The sequence below is a fragment of the Pseudomonas sp. SHLD1 genome (genome assembly GCF_028640935.1).
In the GTDB taxonomy this organism is placed as follows: domain Bacteria; phylum Pseudomonadota; class Gammaproteobacteria; order Pseudomonadales; family Pseudomonadaceae; genus Chryseomonas; species Chryseomonas aestiva.
In genome coordinates this window covers 217,088-234,159 of sequence record NZ_JAQZAD010000011.1, presented here as the reverse complement: position 1 = coordinate 234,159, position 17,072 = coordinate 217,088, and the positions used below count along the sequence as shown (strand labels likewise).

The window sequence follows — 17,072 nt, the reverse complement described above, 5'->3', positions numbered from 1 at the left end:
TCTGGCCGCTCCCGGGAGACCGCTATGCCCTTATCCGCAACCTCCGCTGCCGCCGTGGCGGCCGCCGAACAGGCCATCGTCCGCAAGGTCGCCTGGCGGCTCATGCCGCTGATCATGATCTGCTACCTGTTCGCCTTCTTCGATCGCATCAACATCAGCTTCGCCAAGTTCCAGCTGCAGGCCGACCTGTCGCTGAGCAACACCGCCTATGGCCTGGGCGCGGGACTCTTCGTGGTGGGCTACGTGCTGTTCGAGGTACCCAGCAACATGATGCTGTACAAGGTCGGCGCCCGCCGCTGGATCGCGCGCATCATGATCTCCTGGGGCATCGCCACGGCGCTGATGATGTTCGTTACCGCCGAATGGCAGTTCTATGTGCTGCGCTTCCTCATCGGCGCCATGGAGGCCGGCTTCGCGCCGGGCATCCTCTACTACCTGACGCTGTGGTTTCCGCAGAGCTATCGCGTGCGCATCACCTCGACGCTGTTTCTCGCCTCGGCCTTCGCCGGGCTGATCGGCGCCCCGGTCTCGGGGGTGATCCTCGGCCAGATGGACGGCCTGCTCGGCATTCGCGGCTGGCACTGGCTGTTCCTGGTCGGTGGCATTCCCTGCGTACTGCTGGGCGTGCTGGTGCTGCGCCTGTTGCACGACCGCATCGCCGACGCACCCTGGCTCAACGCCGAAGAGAAGACCTTCCTGGCCAGCCGCATCGCCCGTCATGAAAACAACAGCCATGGCTCGCTGTTGGCGGCGATCCGGCTGCCGGGCTTCCTGCTGCTCGCGGTGATCTACTTCCTGATCCAGGTCGCCTCCTATGGCCTCAACTTCTGGGCGCCACAGCTGATCCGCAGTGCCGGTACCGAGAGTCCCACCCTCATCGGCCTGCTGACCGCCGTGCCCTACGTCTTCGGCGCCATCAGCATGGTGGTGGTGGGCCGGCTGTCGGACGCCAGCGGCGAGCGACGCAAGTTCGTCTGCGGTCTGGTGATCGCCGGCGCCCTGGGTTTCTTCAGCGCGGGACTCTTCGCCGACCACACCACCTTCCTGATCCTCTCCCCGGCCCTGATGGGCGCCGGCATCATCGCCGCCATCCCGACCTTCTGGTCGCTGCCGCCGAAACTGCTGGCCGGCGCGGGCGCAGGGGCCGCGGGGGGTATCGCCCTGATCAACACCCTGGGGCAGGTCGGTGGCATCGTCAGTCCGGTGATGGTGGGCTACATCAAGGACATGACCGGCAGCACCACCCCGGCGCTCTATCTCATCGGCTGCACCAGTCTGCTGGCCGCCGGCCTGATGTTCTGGGCACTGCCGCAGAGTCTGCGGACCTCGGACAAGATCGGCGCCCGCAAGCCGGAGCCCGCGCCGGTCGAGGATGCCGCGCTGCTGGGCGACAAGCGCTCTCTCAACTCCTGAGGCTAGAGTTCCGGCGCGCGCCAGCGCCGGACCAACCGCAGCACTAGCACGAAGAACACCGGCACGAAGACCAGCGCCAGGGTGGCGCTGAGCATGCCGCCGATCACCCCGGTGCCCACCGCCTGCTGGCTCGCCGAGCTGGCACCGGTGGCCAGGGCCAGGGGCACCACACCGAGAATGAAGGCCAGCGAGGTCATGACGATGGGTCGCAGGCGTAGCCGGGCGGCGCGACAGGTGGCCTGGTACAGGTCCAGGCCGCCGTCGTGCAGGCGCTTGGCGAATTCGATGAGCAGGATGGCGTTCTTCGCCGTGAGACCGATCACCGTGATCAGGCCGACCTTGAAGAAGACGTCGTTGGGCATGCCTCTCAGGGTCACCGCCAGCACCGCGCCGAGCACGCCCAGGGGCACCACCAGCAAGACCGCGGTGGGAATCGACCAGCTTTCATAGAGCGCCGCCAGACAGAGGAACACCACCAGCAGCGACAGCCCCAGCAGCAGCGGCGCCTGGCCGGCGGAGAGGCGTTCCTGCAGCGACAGCGCCGTCCACTCCAGGGCGAAGCCCTGCGGCAACTCGGCGGTCAGGCGCTCCAGTTCGGCCATGGCCTCGCCGGTGGTGTGACCGGGCAGCGGCTCGCCGGACAGGCTGATGGCGGGATAGCCGTTGTAGCGCGACAGCTGCGCCGGGCCCTGGGTCCAGTCGGCGCTGACGAAGGCGGACAGCGGCACCATGCGCCCGCGCTCGTTGCGTACCTCCAGGCGCAGCAGGTCGTCCACCTGGCTGCGGCTGCCCAGCTCGGCCTGCACGATCACCTGCTGCATCCGGCCGCGATTGGGGAAGTCGTTGACATAGCTTGAGCCCAGGGCGGTGCCCAGGGTCTCGCCGAGGGCGGCGAAGCCTACCCCCAGGGCGGCGGCCTGGCGGCGATCCACCACCAGCTGCACCTGGGCGCTGTCGGCCAGGGCGGTCTCCCGCACGTAGGCGATGATCGGATTGCCCGCCAGCCGGGCCTGCAATTCATCCCGCGCCGCCTTGAGCGCCGCCTGGCCGCGATTGGACCTGTCCTGCAGGCGCACCTCGAAACCGCTGGAAGTGCCCAGGCCTTCCACCGGTGGCGGCAGCACGGCGAAACCCTGGGCCTCGCTTTCGCCCGCCAGGGCGGCATTGGCGCGCTCGGCGATGGCCGCGGCGGAGTCGGTCGGGCCACGGGCGGACCAGTCCTTGAGGGTGGTGAAGGCCAGGGCGGCGTTCTGGCCGCTGCCGGAAAAGCTGAAGCCGAGCAGCACGAGGTCGTTGGCCACCCCGGGTTCGGCGGCGTAATGGCGTTCCAGGCGCTCGAGCACCTTGAGGGTGCGTTCCTGGGTGGCGCCGGGCGGCAGCTGGATGTCGGTGATCAGATAGCCCTGGTCCTCGGTAGGCAGAAAGGCGCCGGGCAGCCGGCCATAGAGCGCCACCAGGGCCACCAGCAGGACGGCGAACAGCAGGAGATTGGGCAGCAGCCGGCGGATGGCGCGGGCCACCCAGCCTTCGAAGCCGGCGGTCAGGCACTCGAAGCCCCGGTTGAAGGCGCCAAAGAAGCCGCCGCGGGCATGGGCGTCCTGGGGAATCGGCTTGAGCAGGGTGGCGCACAGCGCCGGGGTCAGACTCAGGGCGAGAAAGGCGGAAAGGAGGATGGCCACCGCCATGGACGCCGAGAACTGGCGATAGATGACGCCCACCGAACCGTTCATGAAGGCCATGGGCACGAAGACCGCGGTCAGCACCAGGGTGATGCCGACGATGGCGCCGGAGATCTCGCCCATGGCCTTGCGGGTGGCGGCGCTCGGATCCAGTCCCTCCGTGGCCATGAGCCGCTCGACGTTCTCCACCACCACGATGGCGTCGTCCACCAGGATGCCGATGGCCAGCACCATGCCGAACAGGGTCAGCACATTGATCGAATAGCCTAGCGCCAGGAGCACGGCGCAGGTGCCCAGCAGCGCCACCGGCACCACCAGGGTCGGGATCAGGGTGTAGCGCAGCTTCTGCAGGAACAGGTACATCACCGCGAACACCAGCGCCATGGCTTCCAGCAGGGTATGGATGACCTGGGTGATGGAGATCTCGACGAAGGGCGCCGTGTCGTAGGGGATGTCGTATTTCATCCCCGGCGGAAAGTACCGGGACAGCTCGGCCAGCTTGGCGCGTACCGCCTTGGCGGTGGCCAGGGCGTTGGCGGTGGGTGCCAGCTGCACCCCGACCGCCACCGAAGGCTTGCCGTCCAGCCGCGTGCCGAAGTTGTAGCTCTGGCTGCCCACCTCGACCCGGGCCACGTCGCCCAGGGTCACGCTGGAGCCATCGGACCCGGCGCGCAGCAGGATGCCGGCGAACTCCGCCGGGTCGCTCAACTGGCCCTTGATCAATACCGGCGCGGTCAGCTCCTGGCCCGCGGGCGCGGGCAATTCGCCAAGGCTGCCGGCCGCCACCTGGGCGTTCTGCTCGGCGATGGCCCGGGTCACGTCCGCCGGGGTCAGGCCGACCGCCACCAGGCGACTGGGATCGAGCCAGACGCGCAGGGCGTGCTCGGCGCCGAACAGCTGGGCCTTGCCCACCCCGTCCAGCCGGCGCAATTCGTTGACCACGTTGCGCGCCAGGTAGTCGCTCAGCGCGGTGGTGTCGAGGCGCTCGTCGGTCGCGGTAAGGGTGACGAACAGCAGGTAGCCGGCTGAAGTCTCCTCGATCTGGATGCCCTGCTGGGTGACCGCCCGCGGCAGGCGCGGCTCCACCACCTTGAGGCGATTCTGGATGTCCACCTTGGCCAGCTCCGGATCGGTGCCGGGCTGGAAGGTCACGGTCAGGGTGGCGCTGCCCTGGCTGCTGCTGGAGGAAAAGTAGAGCAGATGGTTGACGCCATTGAGCTCCTGCTCGACCAGGCTGACCACGCTCTCGTCCAGGGTCTGCGGCGAGGCGCCCGGATAGCTCAGGGTCAACTCGATCTGCGGCGGCGCCACATTGGGGTACTGGGCCACCGGCAACTGCGGAAGGGCCAGCAGGCCGGCGAGCAGGATGAACAGCGCCACCACCCAGGCGAACACCGGGCGGTCGATGAAGAAGCTGGCCATCAGCGCACCTCCGCCGCGGTGGCCCGGGCCTCTTCGGGCTCCACCACCAGGCCCGGCTGCGCCTGTTGCAGGCCGGAGAGCAACACCCGCTCACCGGCGGCCAGGCCGGACTCCACCACCCAGCGACCGTCCACCACCGGTCCCAGGCGCACCTCGCGCAGGGCCATCCGGTTTTCGGCGTCCACCACCCAGACCTGGGCCCCGCCATCGACGCTGCGCTGCACCGCCCGCTGCGCCACGCTCAGGCCCTGGTCGAGGCGCGCCTGCTCCAGGCGCACCCGCACGAAGCTGCCCGGCAGGAGGTCGCGCCGTGGATTGGGAAACTGGCTGCGCAGGGTTATCTGCCCGGTGCTGGCGTCCACCGCGAGATCGGCGAACAGCAGGCGGCCGCTCTCGGGGTAGGGGCTGCCGTCCTCCTGCAACAGGGTCACCCGGGCCTGGTCCGGCGCCACCTGCTGCAGACGACCGTCCCGCAGCGCATCGCGCAGGGTCTTGAGCTGGCGGGTCGACTGGGTGACATCGGCATGGATGGGGTCCAGCTGCTGGATGATCGCCAGGGGCGTGGCATCGCCCTGGCCGACCAGGGCACCTTCGGTGACCAGGGCCTTGCCGATGCGCCCGGCAATGGGCGCCTTGACCGTGGCGTAGCCCAGGTTCAGTCGCGCCCGCTTGAGCGCCGCCCGGGCCGCTGCCACCTCGGCCTGCGCCTGCAGGCTGGCACCGCGGGCGTTGTCCTGTTCCTGGCGACTGATGGCCTCGCTCTCCACCAGCGCCGCATAGCGCTCGGCCAGACGCCGCGCCTGGAAGGCACTGGCCTCGGCCTTGCGCAGGGCGGCCGCGGCGCTGTCCACCTCGGCCTGCAGCGGCGCCTGATCGATACGGAACAGCACCTCGCCGGCCTTGACCTCGCTGCCCTCGCGAAACACCCGCTGCAGCACGATGCCGGCGACCCGTGCCCGTACCTCGGCGGTTCGTGGCGCCACCAGGCGGCCACTGAGTTCACTGGCGATGGCCAGCGGCCCAGGGTGCAGTGTCTCCACCTGCACCCTGGGCGCGGGCGGGGCGGCGGCGTCCGGGGCCGGACGGTCGCAAGCGGCGAGCAGCAGGCAGAGCAGCACGAGGCTGCCGAGGGCAGTGCGGGACAGGGACATCGGGGCTTCCTCCAGAAGAGCGCCATGGTAGGCGTCTCGCTCAAGCCACCCTGTAAACGTCTGTAGGTCTCTTGTGAAAGAGTGTTAAGCCTTGCGCCCGCCCGCCCGGGGCTCGGCTATGCTCGGCACTTTCCCGCCACGAAGACCTGCCGTGATCCCCTTGCTCATCGTCGAAGACGACACCTCCCTGGCCGAGCTCATCGCCACCTACCTGGGCCGCCAGGGCTATGCCGTGACGGTGATCGGTCGCGGCGACGAAGCCCTGGCCGCGGTGCAGCGACTGCGCCCGCAGCTGGTGGTGCTCGACGTCATGCTGCCCGGGCTGGACGGTCTGCAGGTCTGTCGCCAGCTGCGCGCGACCCAGCCGAGTCTGCCGATCCTGATGCTCACCGCCCTGGACGACAGCCACGACCAGGTGCTGGGGCTGGAGATCGGCGCCGACGACTACGTCAGCAAGCCCTGCGAACCGCGGGTGCTGCTGGCACGCATCCGCACCCTGCTGCGCCGCTGCCAGCTGGTCGAGGCGCCTGCCGATGACCGCCTGACGATCGGTCAGCTGCAGCTGCTGCCGGGCGAACGCCAGGTCTGGTGGCGCGACCAGCTGGTGGAGGTGTCGTCCACCGAATTCAATCTGCTGGCGATCCTCATGCGCCATGCCGGCGAGGTGCTCAGTCGCGACCAGCTGATTCAGCAGCTGCGCGGCATCGAATTCAACGGCGTCGACCGTTCGGTGGATGTGGCCATCTCCAAGCTGCGCCGGCGTTTCGAGGAGCATCCCGGCGAAGCACGACGGATCAAGACCGTCTGGGGCAAGGGGTATCTGCTGTCTCGCGCCGAGTGGGACTAGTGTGGTGTCTCAGAAGTTAACTGCACAATTTTGGCGGCGCTTTTTGCTTCTGAGCGTCGTTGCCCCTCCTCGCCATAGCCCTGCTATGACTCGTCGCGGCGCCTAGCCCATTCGGAGCGCCGAACCGAACAAAAATCACTCGCCAATTCTTGCGCGAACTTCTGAGGCACCACACTTGATGCTCAAGATCCTCGTCCGCCTCTACCTCATCCTGCTGGTGACCTACGGCGCCGCCAGCTACCTGGTGCCCGAGGCGCTGATCAGGGTGTTCGACGAACGCTACAGCCGCTACGCCCTGGAGCAGTTGCACGGCCCGCTCAGCCTGGCGCAGCGGGCCTTCGTCACCACGCCGCTGGAGCGCTGGCCGGTGGTGCAGCAGGAGCTGGCCACGGATCTGGCACCCATCACCCTGCGCCTGGTCGCGGTCGAGGATCCGGTCTTCACCGCGGAAGAGCGCTCGGCGCTCGAAGCCGGCGAGCGGCGGGTGCGCCTGGGCGACTATGGCGAGCCCAGCGCGGCCCTGGTGCCGCTGCCGGCGGAGCAGGTGCTCTGGGTCGGCATCCCCGAGGCGCCCACCGACATCGCCCTGACCTACTGGGCGATGAACGCCCTGATCGGCGCGGCCCTGCTGGTCTGTCTCTACGTCTGGCTGAGACCGCACTGGCGTGACCTGGAACGGCTGCGGCGTACCGCGGCGCGCCTGGGCAAGGGTCATCTGGGCGAACGCACCGCCATCTCGCCGCGCTCGGACATCGGCGAGGTGGCGCGGGCCTTCGACGACATGGCTCAGGAGCTGGAGGCACTGATCGTCCAGCAGCGCGACCTGCTCAACGCCGTCTCCCACGAATTGCGCACACCGCTGTCGCGTCTGGAATTCGGCCTGGCGCTGCTGCAGGCCGATCCGCTGCCCGCCGAGACCCAGCGGCAGCTGGAGCAACTGGTGCGTCATGTGCGCGAACTGGATGCCCTGGTCGACGAATTGCTGTCCTTCGCCCGACTGCAGAGCAGCCAGCAGCCGCCCGAACACCTGAGTCTGGAGCTCGAGGCCTTTCTCGACAGCGTGCTGGCCGACTTCGCCGAGGAGCAGGAGCGCCGCGGGCTTGAGGTGCACCTGGACGTGACGCGGGCGCCCAGGCGAGTCGAGCTGGCGCCTCGCCTCACCGCCCGCGCCCTGCAGAATCTGCTCGGCAATGCCCTGCGTTATGGCCAGCGAGAGGTCTGGATAACGGTCCGCGGCGATGGCGAAGCGCTGCTGATCGCGATCGAGGACGACGGCGAAGGCATTCCCGCGGCGGAGCGCGAACGGGTCTTCGAGCCCTTCTACCGGCTGGATCGCAGCCGCGATCGCGCCACCGGTGGCTTCGGCCTGGGCCTGGCCATCAGTCGTCGCGCGGTGGAAAAACAGGGTGGCCGCCTGGACCTGAGCACCGGCGCCGGGGGTGGCGCCCGGTTCGAGATCCGCCTGCCGCTGCGGCCGCGCCCGGGGCTCGCCTGAGGCCGCCGCGACCCCTACACTTGGCGCCCCCGCCCGTTTCGGAATCGTCATGGCAGAGCCCTTCGACCGCCAGCCGCTGCAACCCCTGCTCGACCGTATCGCCGCCGCCGCGCCGCGCCATTTCGGCGAAGGCGAGGTGGCCGACTACATCCCGGCCCTGGCCGAAGTGGCACCGGATCAGTTCGGCATCGCCGTCTGCGACGTCAAGGGTCAGGTCTGGCGCGCCGGGGCGGCCGACACGGCCTTTTCCATCCAGTCCATCTCCAAGGTGCTCAACCTGGTGATCGCCATGCAGCGCCTGGACGAGCCGGACATCTGGACCCGCGTCGGCCGCGAACCCTCCGGCCATGCCTTCAACTCCATGGCGCAGCTGGAAGAAGAGAAGGGCGTGCCGCGCAATCCCTTCATCAACGCCGGCGCCGTGCAGGTCTGCGAACTGCTGGTGTCGCGCATCATGTCGATCCACTGGATGATGCGCGAACAGGCGCGGCGCCTGGCCGGCAATCCGGCGATCAATTTCGACGACCGCGTGGCCCGCTCGGAGATGGACCACAAGGCGCGCAACGCCGCCCTGGCCTATCTGATGAAGGCCTACGGCAATCTCCATAGCGAGGTCGATGACGTCCTCGACGTCTATTTCCACGGCTGCGCCCTGGCCATGAGCTGCGTCGACGTGGCCCGCGCCTTCGCCTTTCTCGCCAACGGCGGGGTCAATCCCCAGGATGGCCAGGCCGTGGTGACGCCCCAGCAGACCCGCCAGCTCAATGCCCTGCTGCTGACCTGCGGCCTCTACGATGCGGCGGGCGACTTCGCCTGGCGCGTCGGCCTGCCGGGCAAGAGCGGGGTAGGGGGTAGCATCGTCGCCATCGTGCCCGGGCAGATGAGCATCTGCGTCTGGTCGCCCCGGCTGGACAGCTACGGCAACTCGGTCGCCGGCCTGCGCGCCCTGGAGACCCTGGTTGAAGGGCTGGGCGTGGCGCCGCTGGGCTAAGAGCCTGTTCAGCGTCTGCTGCGCGTCGGCCAAACGGCGTTAACGATGGCCTGGGTCGCCAGCCCCGCCTGGGCGGCCCCGTCGCAATGCGCATTCACCCTGAGTAAGTTCCCGCGCGAACCCGGGTCCGATCCGCTTCCTCAGGCCTTTTCGTGGGGCCGCCTGGGCCCTGTTGGCTCTAGCTCGCGAGATCGCGAACAGCTTCTAATAGGCCATGGACAGGCTGAGGGTCACCTGGGGGACCACGCCGTCGGTCTCGCCCTCCGGACCGCTCAAGTCGCGCAGGGCGCCGTCGCGATAGAGCGCCAGGGCTTCGGCGCGAGCGCTCCAGCGTGTCTCGCCCCAGCGAAAGGGCTGCTCCAGGGCCAGGCCGGTACGGGCATAGAGGCGGTCACCGGAGTCCGGCCCATAGAAGCCGTTCCAGCCCACCCCCAGGGCGCTGGGGAAGCTCAGGCGCAGACCGCTGGCCGAGAGGTCCAGTCCGGGTTCCAGGCTGCCCTGGGTGTAGAGACCGCCATCGCCCTGGGCGCGGGTGGTCACCGCCAGTCCCGGGCGCCAGGCACCCAGGCCCGTATCGGCCTGATAGGCCAGGGTCAGGCTGGCTTCCTGAGTGGTCGCGGCGACGTCGTTGGGGCTGCTCTTCACCGTGTAGACGAAGCCGACCCTCAGGCCGTCGACCGGTGACACCACCAACCCCAGCAGATTGTTGCTCTCGTACCAGCGCCGCGGGCTGACCTGCTCCTCGCTGGACGGGCTGTGCAGGCCATTGCTGCTGCTGAACACCAGCCAGGCATCGGCTATACCGTCGGCACCCTGGTGCAGATCCAGGGCGAAGCCCGCCTGCAGGTGCAAGGGGATGCGGTCGAGGCTGGCTGCGTCGTCATCGTAGTTGCCACGGGAGAAGTCGCCGTTGCGCACGTCCACGCCCAGGAGCGGATGGAAGCGCCCGGCGGCCTCGCTGACCTCCACGCTGCCCAGGGCGGCGTCCTCGCTCTCGATGGAGGGCACGCTGCGTGGCGCGGCATGGGCCGCCACGGCCAGGCAGCCGGCCAGCAGGCAGGCGCAATGCAGGGGCGCAAAGGATGGCATGGCGGGCGACTCCGGGGGCGCGGGGCGCTCCGGGCGTGGCGCCATGAGCTATCGGACCGAACCGTCGCGGAGCGGGTTCCGAGGCCCTAGAGTACCGGTGAGAACACCCGCGCCACCCGCATGGCCACCCGCCGCCAGCGGCGCAGGGCGGTGTTGTCCTCGGGGGTGAGTTCGCGCGAGCGACTGAAGTCCTGCTCGAGCATCTTGCGCACCTCCCAGGCGAAGGCGACGTCCATCACCATCACCATGACCTCGAAGTTGAGGCGGAAGGAGCGGTTGTCCAGGTTGGCGCTGCCCACCGCGGCCACGTCCTCGTCGATCAGCACCACCTTCTGGTGCAGGAAGCCCGGGCCGTAGCGGAACACCCGCACCCCGGCGTGCACCGCTTCGAAGGCATAGAGATAGGAGGCGGCATAGACCACCTTGTGGTCCGGTCGCGAGGGCAGCAGGATGCGCACGTCGACCCCGCGCAGGGCAGCCAGACGCAGGGCGGCCGAAACGGCTTCGTCAGGGATGAAATAGGGCGTGGTGATCCAGACCCGGTGGCGCGCCGAGTGGATGGCCTCGACAAAGAACAGCGAGCAGGTCTCCTGGTCGTCCGCCGGCCCGCTGGGCACCACCTGGCAGAGCACGCCACCCTCTTCGTAGCGTTCCGGCAGCAGCAGGGTGGGCAGCCGCCGGGTGACCCAGTACCAGTCCTGGGCGAAGGTCTCCTGCAGGGTGGCCAGCGCCGGACCGCGCAATTCCAGGTGGGTATCGCGCCAGGGCGCCAGGGGCGGCTTGAGGCCCATGTATTCGTCGCCGACGTTGAGCCCGCCGGTGAAGCCCACCTCGCCATCCACGATGACGATCTTGCGGTGGTTGCGGAAGTTGACCTGGAAACGGTTGATCAGCCCGCGTCTGTTGCTGAAGCCCTTCACCTCGCAACCGGCCTCGCGCAGCTTTTCCACATAGGCGCGCGGCAGGGCATGGCTGCCGATGGCGTCGTACAGCAGAAAGACCTGCACCCCGGCGCGGGCCCGGTCGAGCAGGGTGTTCTGCAGGGCCAGGCCGAGGGCATCGTCGTGGATGATGAAGAACTGCACCAGCACCACCTTTTGCGCGCCGCGGATGGCCGTGAGGATGGCGGCGAAGGTTTCCTCGCCGTTGATCAGCAGACGCACCTGATTGTTCGCGACGCAGGGGGTGCCGGTGAGGGCGGTCATGGCCCTGAGCTTGCGATTGGCGGCGCTGCACTGCTGGGCGGCCATGGCCTCGGCGATCCAGGGCCGCCAGTCCAGCTCGGCGGCCTGGCGCGCCATCTCCTCGTCGGCCTGGCGCCGCGCCTTCACATAGCTGTCGAAGCGCCGCCGGCCAAACACCAGATAGGGGACCAGGCTGAGGAAGGGCATGAACACCAGCGCCATGGCCCAGGCCATGGCGCCCTGGGCGGTACGCACCGTGATGATGGCGTGGATCGCCGCGCTGATGCCGATCAGTTCGAGGACCAGGGCGATGTAGTGGAGATCGAGGGGCAGGGAAGGCACGCGGGCAGCTCTCGCTCCGGGGTGGATGTCAGAGAGGTTGGACCGCCCTGAGCACCACGAATTTCGGAGTGGCCGCGATCTGTTCGACGCGCCTGAACAGCCGCTTGAGCTTGGCGTGGTAACCCAGGTGGCGATTGCCCACCAGCCAGAGTTCGCCCTGTTCGGTCAGCGCCGCTCGCGCCTGCTGGAACATGCGCCAGGCGAGAAAGTCACCCACTACCTGCTGCTGGTGGAACGGCGGGTTGCAGAGGATCAGGTCCAGCGACCGCGGCGGCTGGTCGGCCAGGCCGTCGGCCGCGCGGATCGCCACCGGACGGTCGCCGAAGGCCGCGGCCCAGTTTTCCCGCGCCGACTGCACCGCCATGTAGGACTCGTCCACCAGGGTGAATTGCGCCTCCGGATTGGCCAGGGCACAGGCCAGGGCCAGCACGCCGTTGCCGCACCCGAGATCGGCTACCCGGGCCTGGCCCAGCTGCTGAGGCAGGTGCGGGAGGAAGGCGCGGGTGCCGATATCCAGGCCCTCGCGGCAAAAGACGTTGGCGTGGTTGACCAGGGTCAGCGGCGGTGCATCCAGGCGATAACGACTCGGGTAGGGCGAGGCCACCGCCGGCCGCGTCTCGGGCGTGGCAGACAGCAGCCGCGCCTTCTTCACCGCGAGCGAAGCCTGCACCGGGCCGATATGCCGCTCCAGCAGGTCGCCGGCGGCGCGGGGCAGGTGCTTGAGCATGCCGGCGGCGATCACCCGCGCACCGGGCGCCAGCTGGCCGTGCAGGCGGATCAGTTGTTCCTCCAGCAACGCCAGGGTCTTGGGCACCCGCACCAGCACCAGATCGAAGGGACCGCTGGTCGCCTCGCTGGCCGGGACGAAGGTCACCGTCTCGGCAGCGAGGCCGTTGCGCGCCAGGTTGGCCGCCAGCGCCAGGGCCGCCAGGTGCGAGTCGCCACTGGAGGTCACCCGGGCATGGCCGGCGAGACTGGCGGCCAGGGCACCGAAGCCGTCGTTGAGCACCAGCACCCGGGCGGCGGGGTCCAGGCCGCTCTCCGCGACCTGCTGCAGCAGGTACTCGTCGGCGGCGTCGAAGGCCTGCAGGGGATCGTCGCGGCGCGGTGGCTGACGGTCGAGTTCGAGGGTGGCGAAGGGCGAGACGAGAGAAGGCATGGTTTCTGTCGGTGTTTATCGGCGGCCCAGTGCGGGACAATGGCGCAAAGAACCTGTTTACGATCTGCTGCGCGTCGGCCAAACGGCGTTGAAAATGGCCTGGGTCGCCAGCCCGGTCGGAATGCGCATTTACCACTCGTAAACGCGAACACGAGACCGGTCCGCTTCCTCAGCCATTTTCGCGGGGCCGCCTAGGCCTTGTTTGGCTCTAGCTCGCGAGATCGTAAACAGGCTCTAAGCAATCGGGAAAAAGAGGCCAGTATGACCGCCACCGAAGACAAGTTCACCCACGAGACGATCACCGCCGTCTGGCCCTGGAGCGACAACCTCTTCAGCCTGAGGACCACCCGCGATGCGCGCTATCGCTTTCGCGCCGGCCAGTTCGCCCGTCTGGGCGTGCGCAAGGCCGATGGCGACGTCGTTTGGCGGGCCTACTCCATGGTCTCGGCGCCCCACGACGACTTCCTCGAATTCTTTTCCATCGTGGTGCCGGGCGGGGCCTTCACCAGCGAGCTGAGCCGCCTGCGCGAGGGCGACGAATTGCTGGTGGAAAAGCAGCCCTACGGCTATCTCACCCTGGAGCGCTTCGGCGGCGGTCGCGATCTCTGGCTGCTGGCCACCGGTACCGGTCTGGCGCCCTTCCTGTCGATGCTGCAGGAACCCGATACCTGGGAGCGCTTCGAGCGCATCGTGCTGGTCTACAGTGTGCGCGAAGCCCGTGACCTGGCCTACCAGGAGGTCATCCGCGGTTACGGCCAGGTGGAACACCTCGAAGGCCTCACCGATCGCCTGGTATATGTCCCCGTGGTCACTCGCGAGGAGCATCCCGGCGCCCTGCGTGGCCGCATCACCACCCTGATCGAGAACGGCGAGCTGGAACGCGCCGCCGGCGTCGAACTCTCGCCCGAGCACTCGCGCATCCTCATCTGCGGCAACCCGGAGATGGTCGACGACACCCGCCAGCTGCTCAAGACCCGTGATCTGCAGCTGGCCCTGAGTCGCCGGCCCGGCCAGGTGGCGGTGGAGAACTACTGGTAAAGGCCGCGTCGCACCGGCGTCTTTACGTTTTCTTCACAATTGGAAAAGGTTGGGCCTTTAGTTTTGGGCCCGCCTTGCTCTAGGATCGGAATTTCCAAGGCTACCTTTCGAGTTCCGATGAGCAGTGACAGATCCGAGCCGCCCCCGGCCCTTGTGCCAGGTGCGGCTGACACCCCCTCTCGCCTTATCCCCTCCGTGGCCGTTCGGCCCCTTCAGACGGAGGTCCGCCGCTGATGGAATGGATCGCCGATCCCACCGCCTGGTTGGGACTGCTCACCCTGATCGTCCTGGAAATCGTCCTGGGCATCGACAACCTGGTCTTCATCGCCATCCTCGCCGACAAGCTGCCGCCCGCGCAGCGTGACAAGGCGCGGGTGATCGGCCTGTCGCTGGCGCTGATCATGCGTCTGGGCCTGCTGGCCAGCATCTCCTGGATGGTGACCCTCACCGAACCGCTGTTCGAGGTATTCGGCAAGGCCTTCTCCGGCCGTGACCTCATCATGCTGTTCGGCGGTATCTTCCTGCTGTTCAAGGCCACCACCGAGTTGCACGAACGGATCGAGGGCCATACCCACAAGACCGGTGGCAATCGTGCCTATGCGGCCTTCTGGCCGGTGGTCGCGCAGATCGTGGTGCTCGACGCCGTGTTCTCGCTGGACGCCGTCATCACCGCCGTGGGCATGGTCGAGCACCTGAGCGTGATGATGATCGCCGTGATCATCTCCATCGGTCTGATGCTGGTGGCGAGCAAGCCGCTGACCGCCTTCGTCAACGCCCACCCCACGGTGATCATGCTGTGCCTGGGCTTCCTGATGATGATCGGTCTGAGCCTGACCGCCGAAGGCCTGGGCTTCCATATCCCCAAGGGCTATCTCTATGCCGCCATCGGCTTCTCGATCCTTATCGAGTTGGCCAACCAGGTGGTGCGCTGGAAGCGCAAGCGCCAGTTGCACGAGCGCCTCGGCATGCGCGAGCGGACCTCCCAGGCCGTGCTGCGCCTGCTGGGCGGTCGCCTGCGCGAAGACGAGGTGGACGAGGACATCGCCGAGTTGATGGACGGCGAGAAGGGCGAAGGCCCGATCTTCGATCGCCGCGAGCGACTGATGATCAGTGGCGTACTGCAACTGGGCGAGCGCCCGGTGCGCACGGTGATGACCGCTCGCGCCGACGTCGACATCCTCGATGCCGACGCCGCCCCGGAGCGCCTGCGCGAGCAGTTGCTGGCCTCGGCCCACTCGCGCCTGCCGCTGGTGGTCAACGGCAATATCGATGAACCGTTGGGCTACGTGCACAAGAAGGAGCTGTTCACCGACATCCTGCAGGGCCAGACGCCCGACCTGCGCAATCGCGTGCGCACGCCCATCCATCTGCCGGCCCAGGCCTCGGTACTCGGGGCCCTGGAGCAACTGCGTGCGGCCTCGACTCACGTGGCCTTTGTGGTCAACGAATTCGGTGGCTTCGAAGGTCTGCTGACCCTGACCGACATCCTCGAGGCCATTGCCGGCGAGATGCCGGACGCCAGCGAGGAAAGCCTGCCGGAGCTGGAGAAGGTGGAAAACGGCTATCGCGCCAGCGGTGGCCTGACGCTGCATCCCCTGGCCCAGCGCACCGGCTTCCAGATCGCCGAAAACGAGGACTATCAGACCCTCGGCGGCCTGGTGGTGGACCTGCTGGGCCGCCTGCCGGTGGCCGGCGATCGCCTGGAATACCAGGGCTGGCAGCTGACGGTGGAGTCGGTCAAGGATCGGCGGATCGGCTGGATCCGCCTGGAGCGACCCGCCTCCTAGCGAGGCGGGCGTTCTGAAAGCCTGTTCAAAGGCTGCGAGCTAGAGTCAAACAAGGCCTAGGCGGCCCCGCGAAAATGGCTGAGGAAGCGGATCGGACCCGCGCTCGGGTTTACAAGTGGTAAATGAGCATTCCGACGGGGCCGCCCAGGCCGGGCTGGCGACCCAGGCCATTTTCAACGCAGGTTGGCCGACGCGCAGCCGCCTTTGAAAGGCTTACAGCGGGTTGATCGGCGGTTCCTGCTTCACTGCAGGGGCCACGGTCGCCTGGCTGTTCTGCTCCTTCAGCAGGTCACGGATTTCGGTCAGCAGCACCTGATCCTTGGTCGGGCCGGACGGAGCGGCCTCCTGGTGCAGACGCAGGCGATTGAGCACCTTGATCGCCATGAAGATGGCGAAGGCGATGATCACGAAGTCGAAGATGGTCTGCAGGAACTTGCCGTAGGACATGACCACGGCCGGCTGGTCACCCACGGCGGCCCTCAGGGTGATCGCCAGTTGCGAGAAATCCACGCCCCCCAGCAACAGGCCCAGCGGCGGCGTGATGATGTCGGCCACGAAGGACGACACGATCTTGCCGAAAGCCGCGCCCAGGATGATGCCGACCGCCAGGTCGACCACGTTGCCTCTCATGGCGAATTTCTTGAACTCGGCAATGATGCTCATGCTGCACTCCTTTGGATGGTTTCGAAGAGACGATAGACGATTGTGCTCGCTTCGCTCGGGTTTGGAACCCTGCGAACGGTCCTGAGGTTCCCCGGCAGCGGCAAATCGCCGCGAAATCGGTAGCTGGTCGTGGCTGTCGCACTTTGTCGAAAGGGCCGGGTCCACCCTGTACGTCGAGGGCTGCAACCCTCGCGACTTCCACCTCTCGCCCCTAGGAGCCCCTGATGGTTGCCAAACACGACCTGCACAAAGACTTTCCCGAATACGCCGAGCAGCTGGACAGCCGTCCCCAGACCGATGCGGCCTTTGCCAAACTGCTGGAAGACTACGCCAAGCTCGACCAGCAGATCCTCGATCTGGAGGAGGTCGAAGAATCCAGCGGCGACGAGGAACTGGGTCGCCTGCGGCGCGAACGGGTCCTGCTCAAGGACAAGATCGCTCAGCAGCTGAAATACCCGTCCTAGCCGTGCCGGGCTCGGCGCGTGACGCCGAGCCCACGTTTATGCGATTGGCAAGGGCCGCTGGCGTTGCCATCATGGTCTCCCAGGAGAGGACCGATGACCGACGAAGTGGCGATGTACCAGCAGTGGCACCTGTGGATCACCGAGGCGGCCGTGGAAGCCCAGCGTCGTCGGGTGCAGCTGGAATTTGCCGAATACAGCCGCCTGCTGGCCAATCTGCAGCTACTCGAACAGGAGCGCTGGCAACAGGCATTGCCGGTCTGGTTAAGGGGCGATGTTGAGATGGTGTCCACGCTCAAGCACTAGCGCCAGAACCTCGCAGCAGACCCGGATGATCAAGCGCTGAACGAC

Annotated in this window: 14 protein-coding genes; 8 read left to right on the top strand and 6 right to left on the bottom strand. The window is 67.7% G+C overall.

The window, feature by feature from the left end:
* Positions 1–24 precede the first annotated feature (24 nt).
* Positions 25–1,413: an MFS transporter gene (locus tag PVZ77_RS04380; RefSeq protein WP_273810041.1), complete on the top strand. Its 1,389-nt coding sequence runs from the start codon at positions 25–27 to the stop codon at positions 1,411–1,413.
* Between the two features lie 2 nt (positions 1,414–1,415).
* On the opposite strand, the gene PVZ77_RS04375 is transcribed toward PVZ77_RS04380, so the two are convergent.
* Complete coding sequence (locus PVZ77_RS04375; RefSeq protein ID WP_273810040.1) at positions 1,416–4,514, bottom strand: multidrug efflux RND transporter permease subunit; 3,099 nt, start codon at positions 4,512–4,514, stop codon at positions 1,416–1,418.
* Complete coding sequence (locus PVZ77_RS04370; protein ID WP_273810039.1) at positions 4,514–5,665, bottom strand: efflux RND transporter periplasmic adaptor subunit; 1,152 nt, start codon at positions 5,663–5,665, stop codon at positions 4,514–4,516. Before PVZ77_RS04370 ends, PVZ77_RS04375 begins: the two co-directional genes overlap by 1 nt.
* Positions 5,666–5,783: 118 nt before the next feature.
* Between PVZ77_RS04370 and PVZ77_RS04365 the strand changes: the two genes are divergently transcribed.
* From PVZ77_RS04365 to glsB, 3 genes are all read left to right on the top strand, one after another.
* The gene (locus tag PVZ77_RS04365; RefSeq protein ID WP_443218057.1) at positions 5,784–6,512 is read left to right on the top strand and encodes a response regulator; all 729 of its coding nucleotides are present in this window, start codon (positions 5,784–5,786) and stop codon (positions 6,510–6,512) included.
* A gap of 178 nt (positions 6,513–6,690) precedes the next feature.
* Positions 6,691–8,007, top strand: coding sequence for an ATP-binding protein (locus PVZ77_RS04360; RefSeq protein WP_273810037.1), 1,317 nt, complete (start codon positions 6,691–6,693; stop codon positions 8,005–8,007).
* A 76-nt stretch (positions 8,008–8,083) separates the two neighbouring features.
* Positions 8,084–8,998: a glutaminase B gene (gene glsB, locus PVZ77_RS04355; protein ID WP_443218059.1), complete on the top strand. Its 915-nt coding sequence runs from the start codon at positions 8,084–8,086 to the stop codon at positions 8,996–8,998.
* A gap of 204 nt (positions 8,999–9,202) precedes the next feature.
* Here the strand turns inward: glsB and PVZ77_RS04350 are convergent, their stop codons facing one another.
* From PVZ77_RS04350 to PVZ77_RS04340, 3 genes are all read right to left on the bottom strand, one after another.
* On the bottom strand, positions 9,203–10,087 hold the full coding sequence (locus PVZ77_RS04350) for a hypothetical protein (RefSeq protein WP_273810033.1): 885 nt from the start codon (positions 10,085–10,087) through the stop codon (positions 9,203–9,205).
* Positions 10,088–10,173: 86 nt separating this feature from the next.
* Positions 10,174–11,613 carry a cardiolipin synthase gene (gene cls, locus PVZ77_RS04345; protein ID WP_273810032.1) on the bottom strand — a complete coding sequence of 480 codons (1,440 nt, stop codon included), beginning with the start codon at positions 11,611–11,613 and terminating at the stop codon, positions 10,174–10,176.
* Between the two features lie 28 nt (positions 11,614–11,641).
* Positions 11,642–12,772 carry a methyltransferase gene (locus tag PVZ77_RS04340; protein WP_273810031.1) on the bottom strand — a complete coding sequence of 377 codons (1,131 nt, stop codon included), beginning with the start codon at positions 12,770–12,772 and terminating at the stop codon, positions 11,642–11,644.
* A gap of 261 nt (positions 12,773–13,033) precedes the next feature.
* On the opposite strand from PVZ77_RS04340, the gene PVZ77_RS04335 reads away from it, so the two are divergent.
* Both PVZ77_RS04335 and PVZ77_RS04330 read left to right on the top strand, forming a co-directional pair.
* Entirely contained in the window at positions 13,034–13,810 is a 777-nt protein-coding gene (locus tag PVZ77_RS04335; RefSeq protein WP_273810030.1) for a ferredoxin--NADP reductase, read from the top strand.
* A gap of 233 nt (positions 13,811–14,043) precedes the next feature.
* Positions 14,044–15,597 (top strand): TerC family protein, encoded by a 1,554-nt coding sequence (locus PVZ77_RS04330; protein WP_273810027.1) that lies wholly within the window; start codon positions 14,044–14,046, stop codon positions 15,595–15,597.
* Between the two features lie 213 nt (positions 15,598–15,810).
* Here PVZ77_RS04330 and mscL read toward each other — a convergent pair whose 3' ends face one another.
* Complete coding sequence (gene mscL / locus PVZ77_RS04325; RefSeq protein ID WP_273810026.1) at positions 15,811–16,260, bottom strand: large-conductance mechanosensitive channel protein MscL; 450 nt, start codon at positions 16,258–16,260, stop codon at positions 15,811–15,813.
* A gap of 224 nt (positions 16,261–16,484) precedes the next feature.
* Between mscL and PVZ77_RS04320 the strand changes: the two genes are divergently transcribed.
* Entirely contained in the window at positions 16,485–16,724 is a 240-nt protein-coding gene (locus PVZ77_RS04320; RefSeq protein ID WP_007162691.1) for a YdcH family protein, read from the top strand.
* Positions 16,725–16,817: 93 nt separating this feature from the next.
* A complete protein-coding gene (locus PVZ77_RS04315) occupies positions 16,818–17,027 on the top strand; it encodes a hypothetical protein (protein ID WP_183633565.1) in 210 nt (69 codons plus the stop codon).
* Positions 17,028–17,072 lie beyond the last annotated feature (45 nt).

Bases quoted from the DNA above. Each gene is read 5' to 3' on its own strand.
- PVZ77_RS04380 (WP_273810041.1), top strand. From the start codon at position 25: ATGCCCTTATCCGCAACCTCCGCTGCCGCCGTGGCGGCCGCCGAACAG.
- PVZ77_RS04375 (WP_273810040.1), bottom strand. From the start codon at position 4,514: ATGGCCAGCTTCTTCATCGACCGCCCGGTGTTCGCCTGGGTGGTGGCG.
- PVZ77_RS04370 (WP_273810039.1), bottom strand. From the start codon at position 5,665: ATGTCCCTGTCCCGCACTGCCCTCGGCAGCCTCGTGCTGCTCTGCCTG.
- PVZ77_RS04365 (WP_443218057.1), top strand. From the start codon at position 5,784: ATGCTCGGCACTTTCCCGCCACGAAGACCTGCCGTGATCCCCTTGCTC.
- PVZ77_RS04360 (WP_273810037.1), top strand. From the start codon at position 6,691: ATGCTCAAGATCCTCGTCCGCCTCTACCTCATCCTGCTGGTGACCTAC.
- PVZ77_RS04350 (WP_273810033.1), bottom strand. From the start codon at position 10,087: ATGCCATCCTTTGCGCCCCTGCATTGCGCCTGCCTGCTGGCCGGCTGC.
- PVZ77_RS04340 (WP_273810031.1), bottom strand. From the start codon at position 12,772: ATGCCTTCTCTCGTCTCGCCCTTCGCCACCCTCGAACTCGACCGTCAG.
- PVZ77_RS04335 (WP_273810030.1), top strand. From the start codon at position 13,034: ATGACCGCCACCGAAGACAAGTTCACCCACGAGACGATCACCGCCGTC.
- PVZ77_RS04330 (WP_273810027.1), top strand. From the start codon at position 14,044: ATGGAATGGATCGCCGATCCCACCGCCTGGTTGGGACTGCTCACCCTG.
- mscL (WP_273810026.1), bottom strand. From the start codon at position 16,260: ATGAGCATCATTGCCGAGTTCAAGAAATTCGCCATGAGAGGCAACGTG.
- PVZ77_RS04320 (WP_007162691.1), top strand. From the start codon at position 16,485: ATGGTTGCCAAACACGACCTGCACAAAGACTTTCCCGAATACGCCGAG.
- PVZ77_RS04315 (WP_183633565.1), top strand. From the start codon at position 16,818: ATGACCGACGAAGTGGCGATGTACCAGCAGTGGCACCTGTGGATCACC.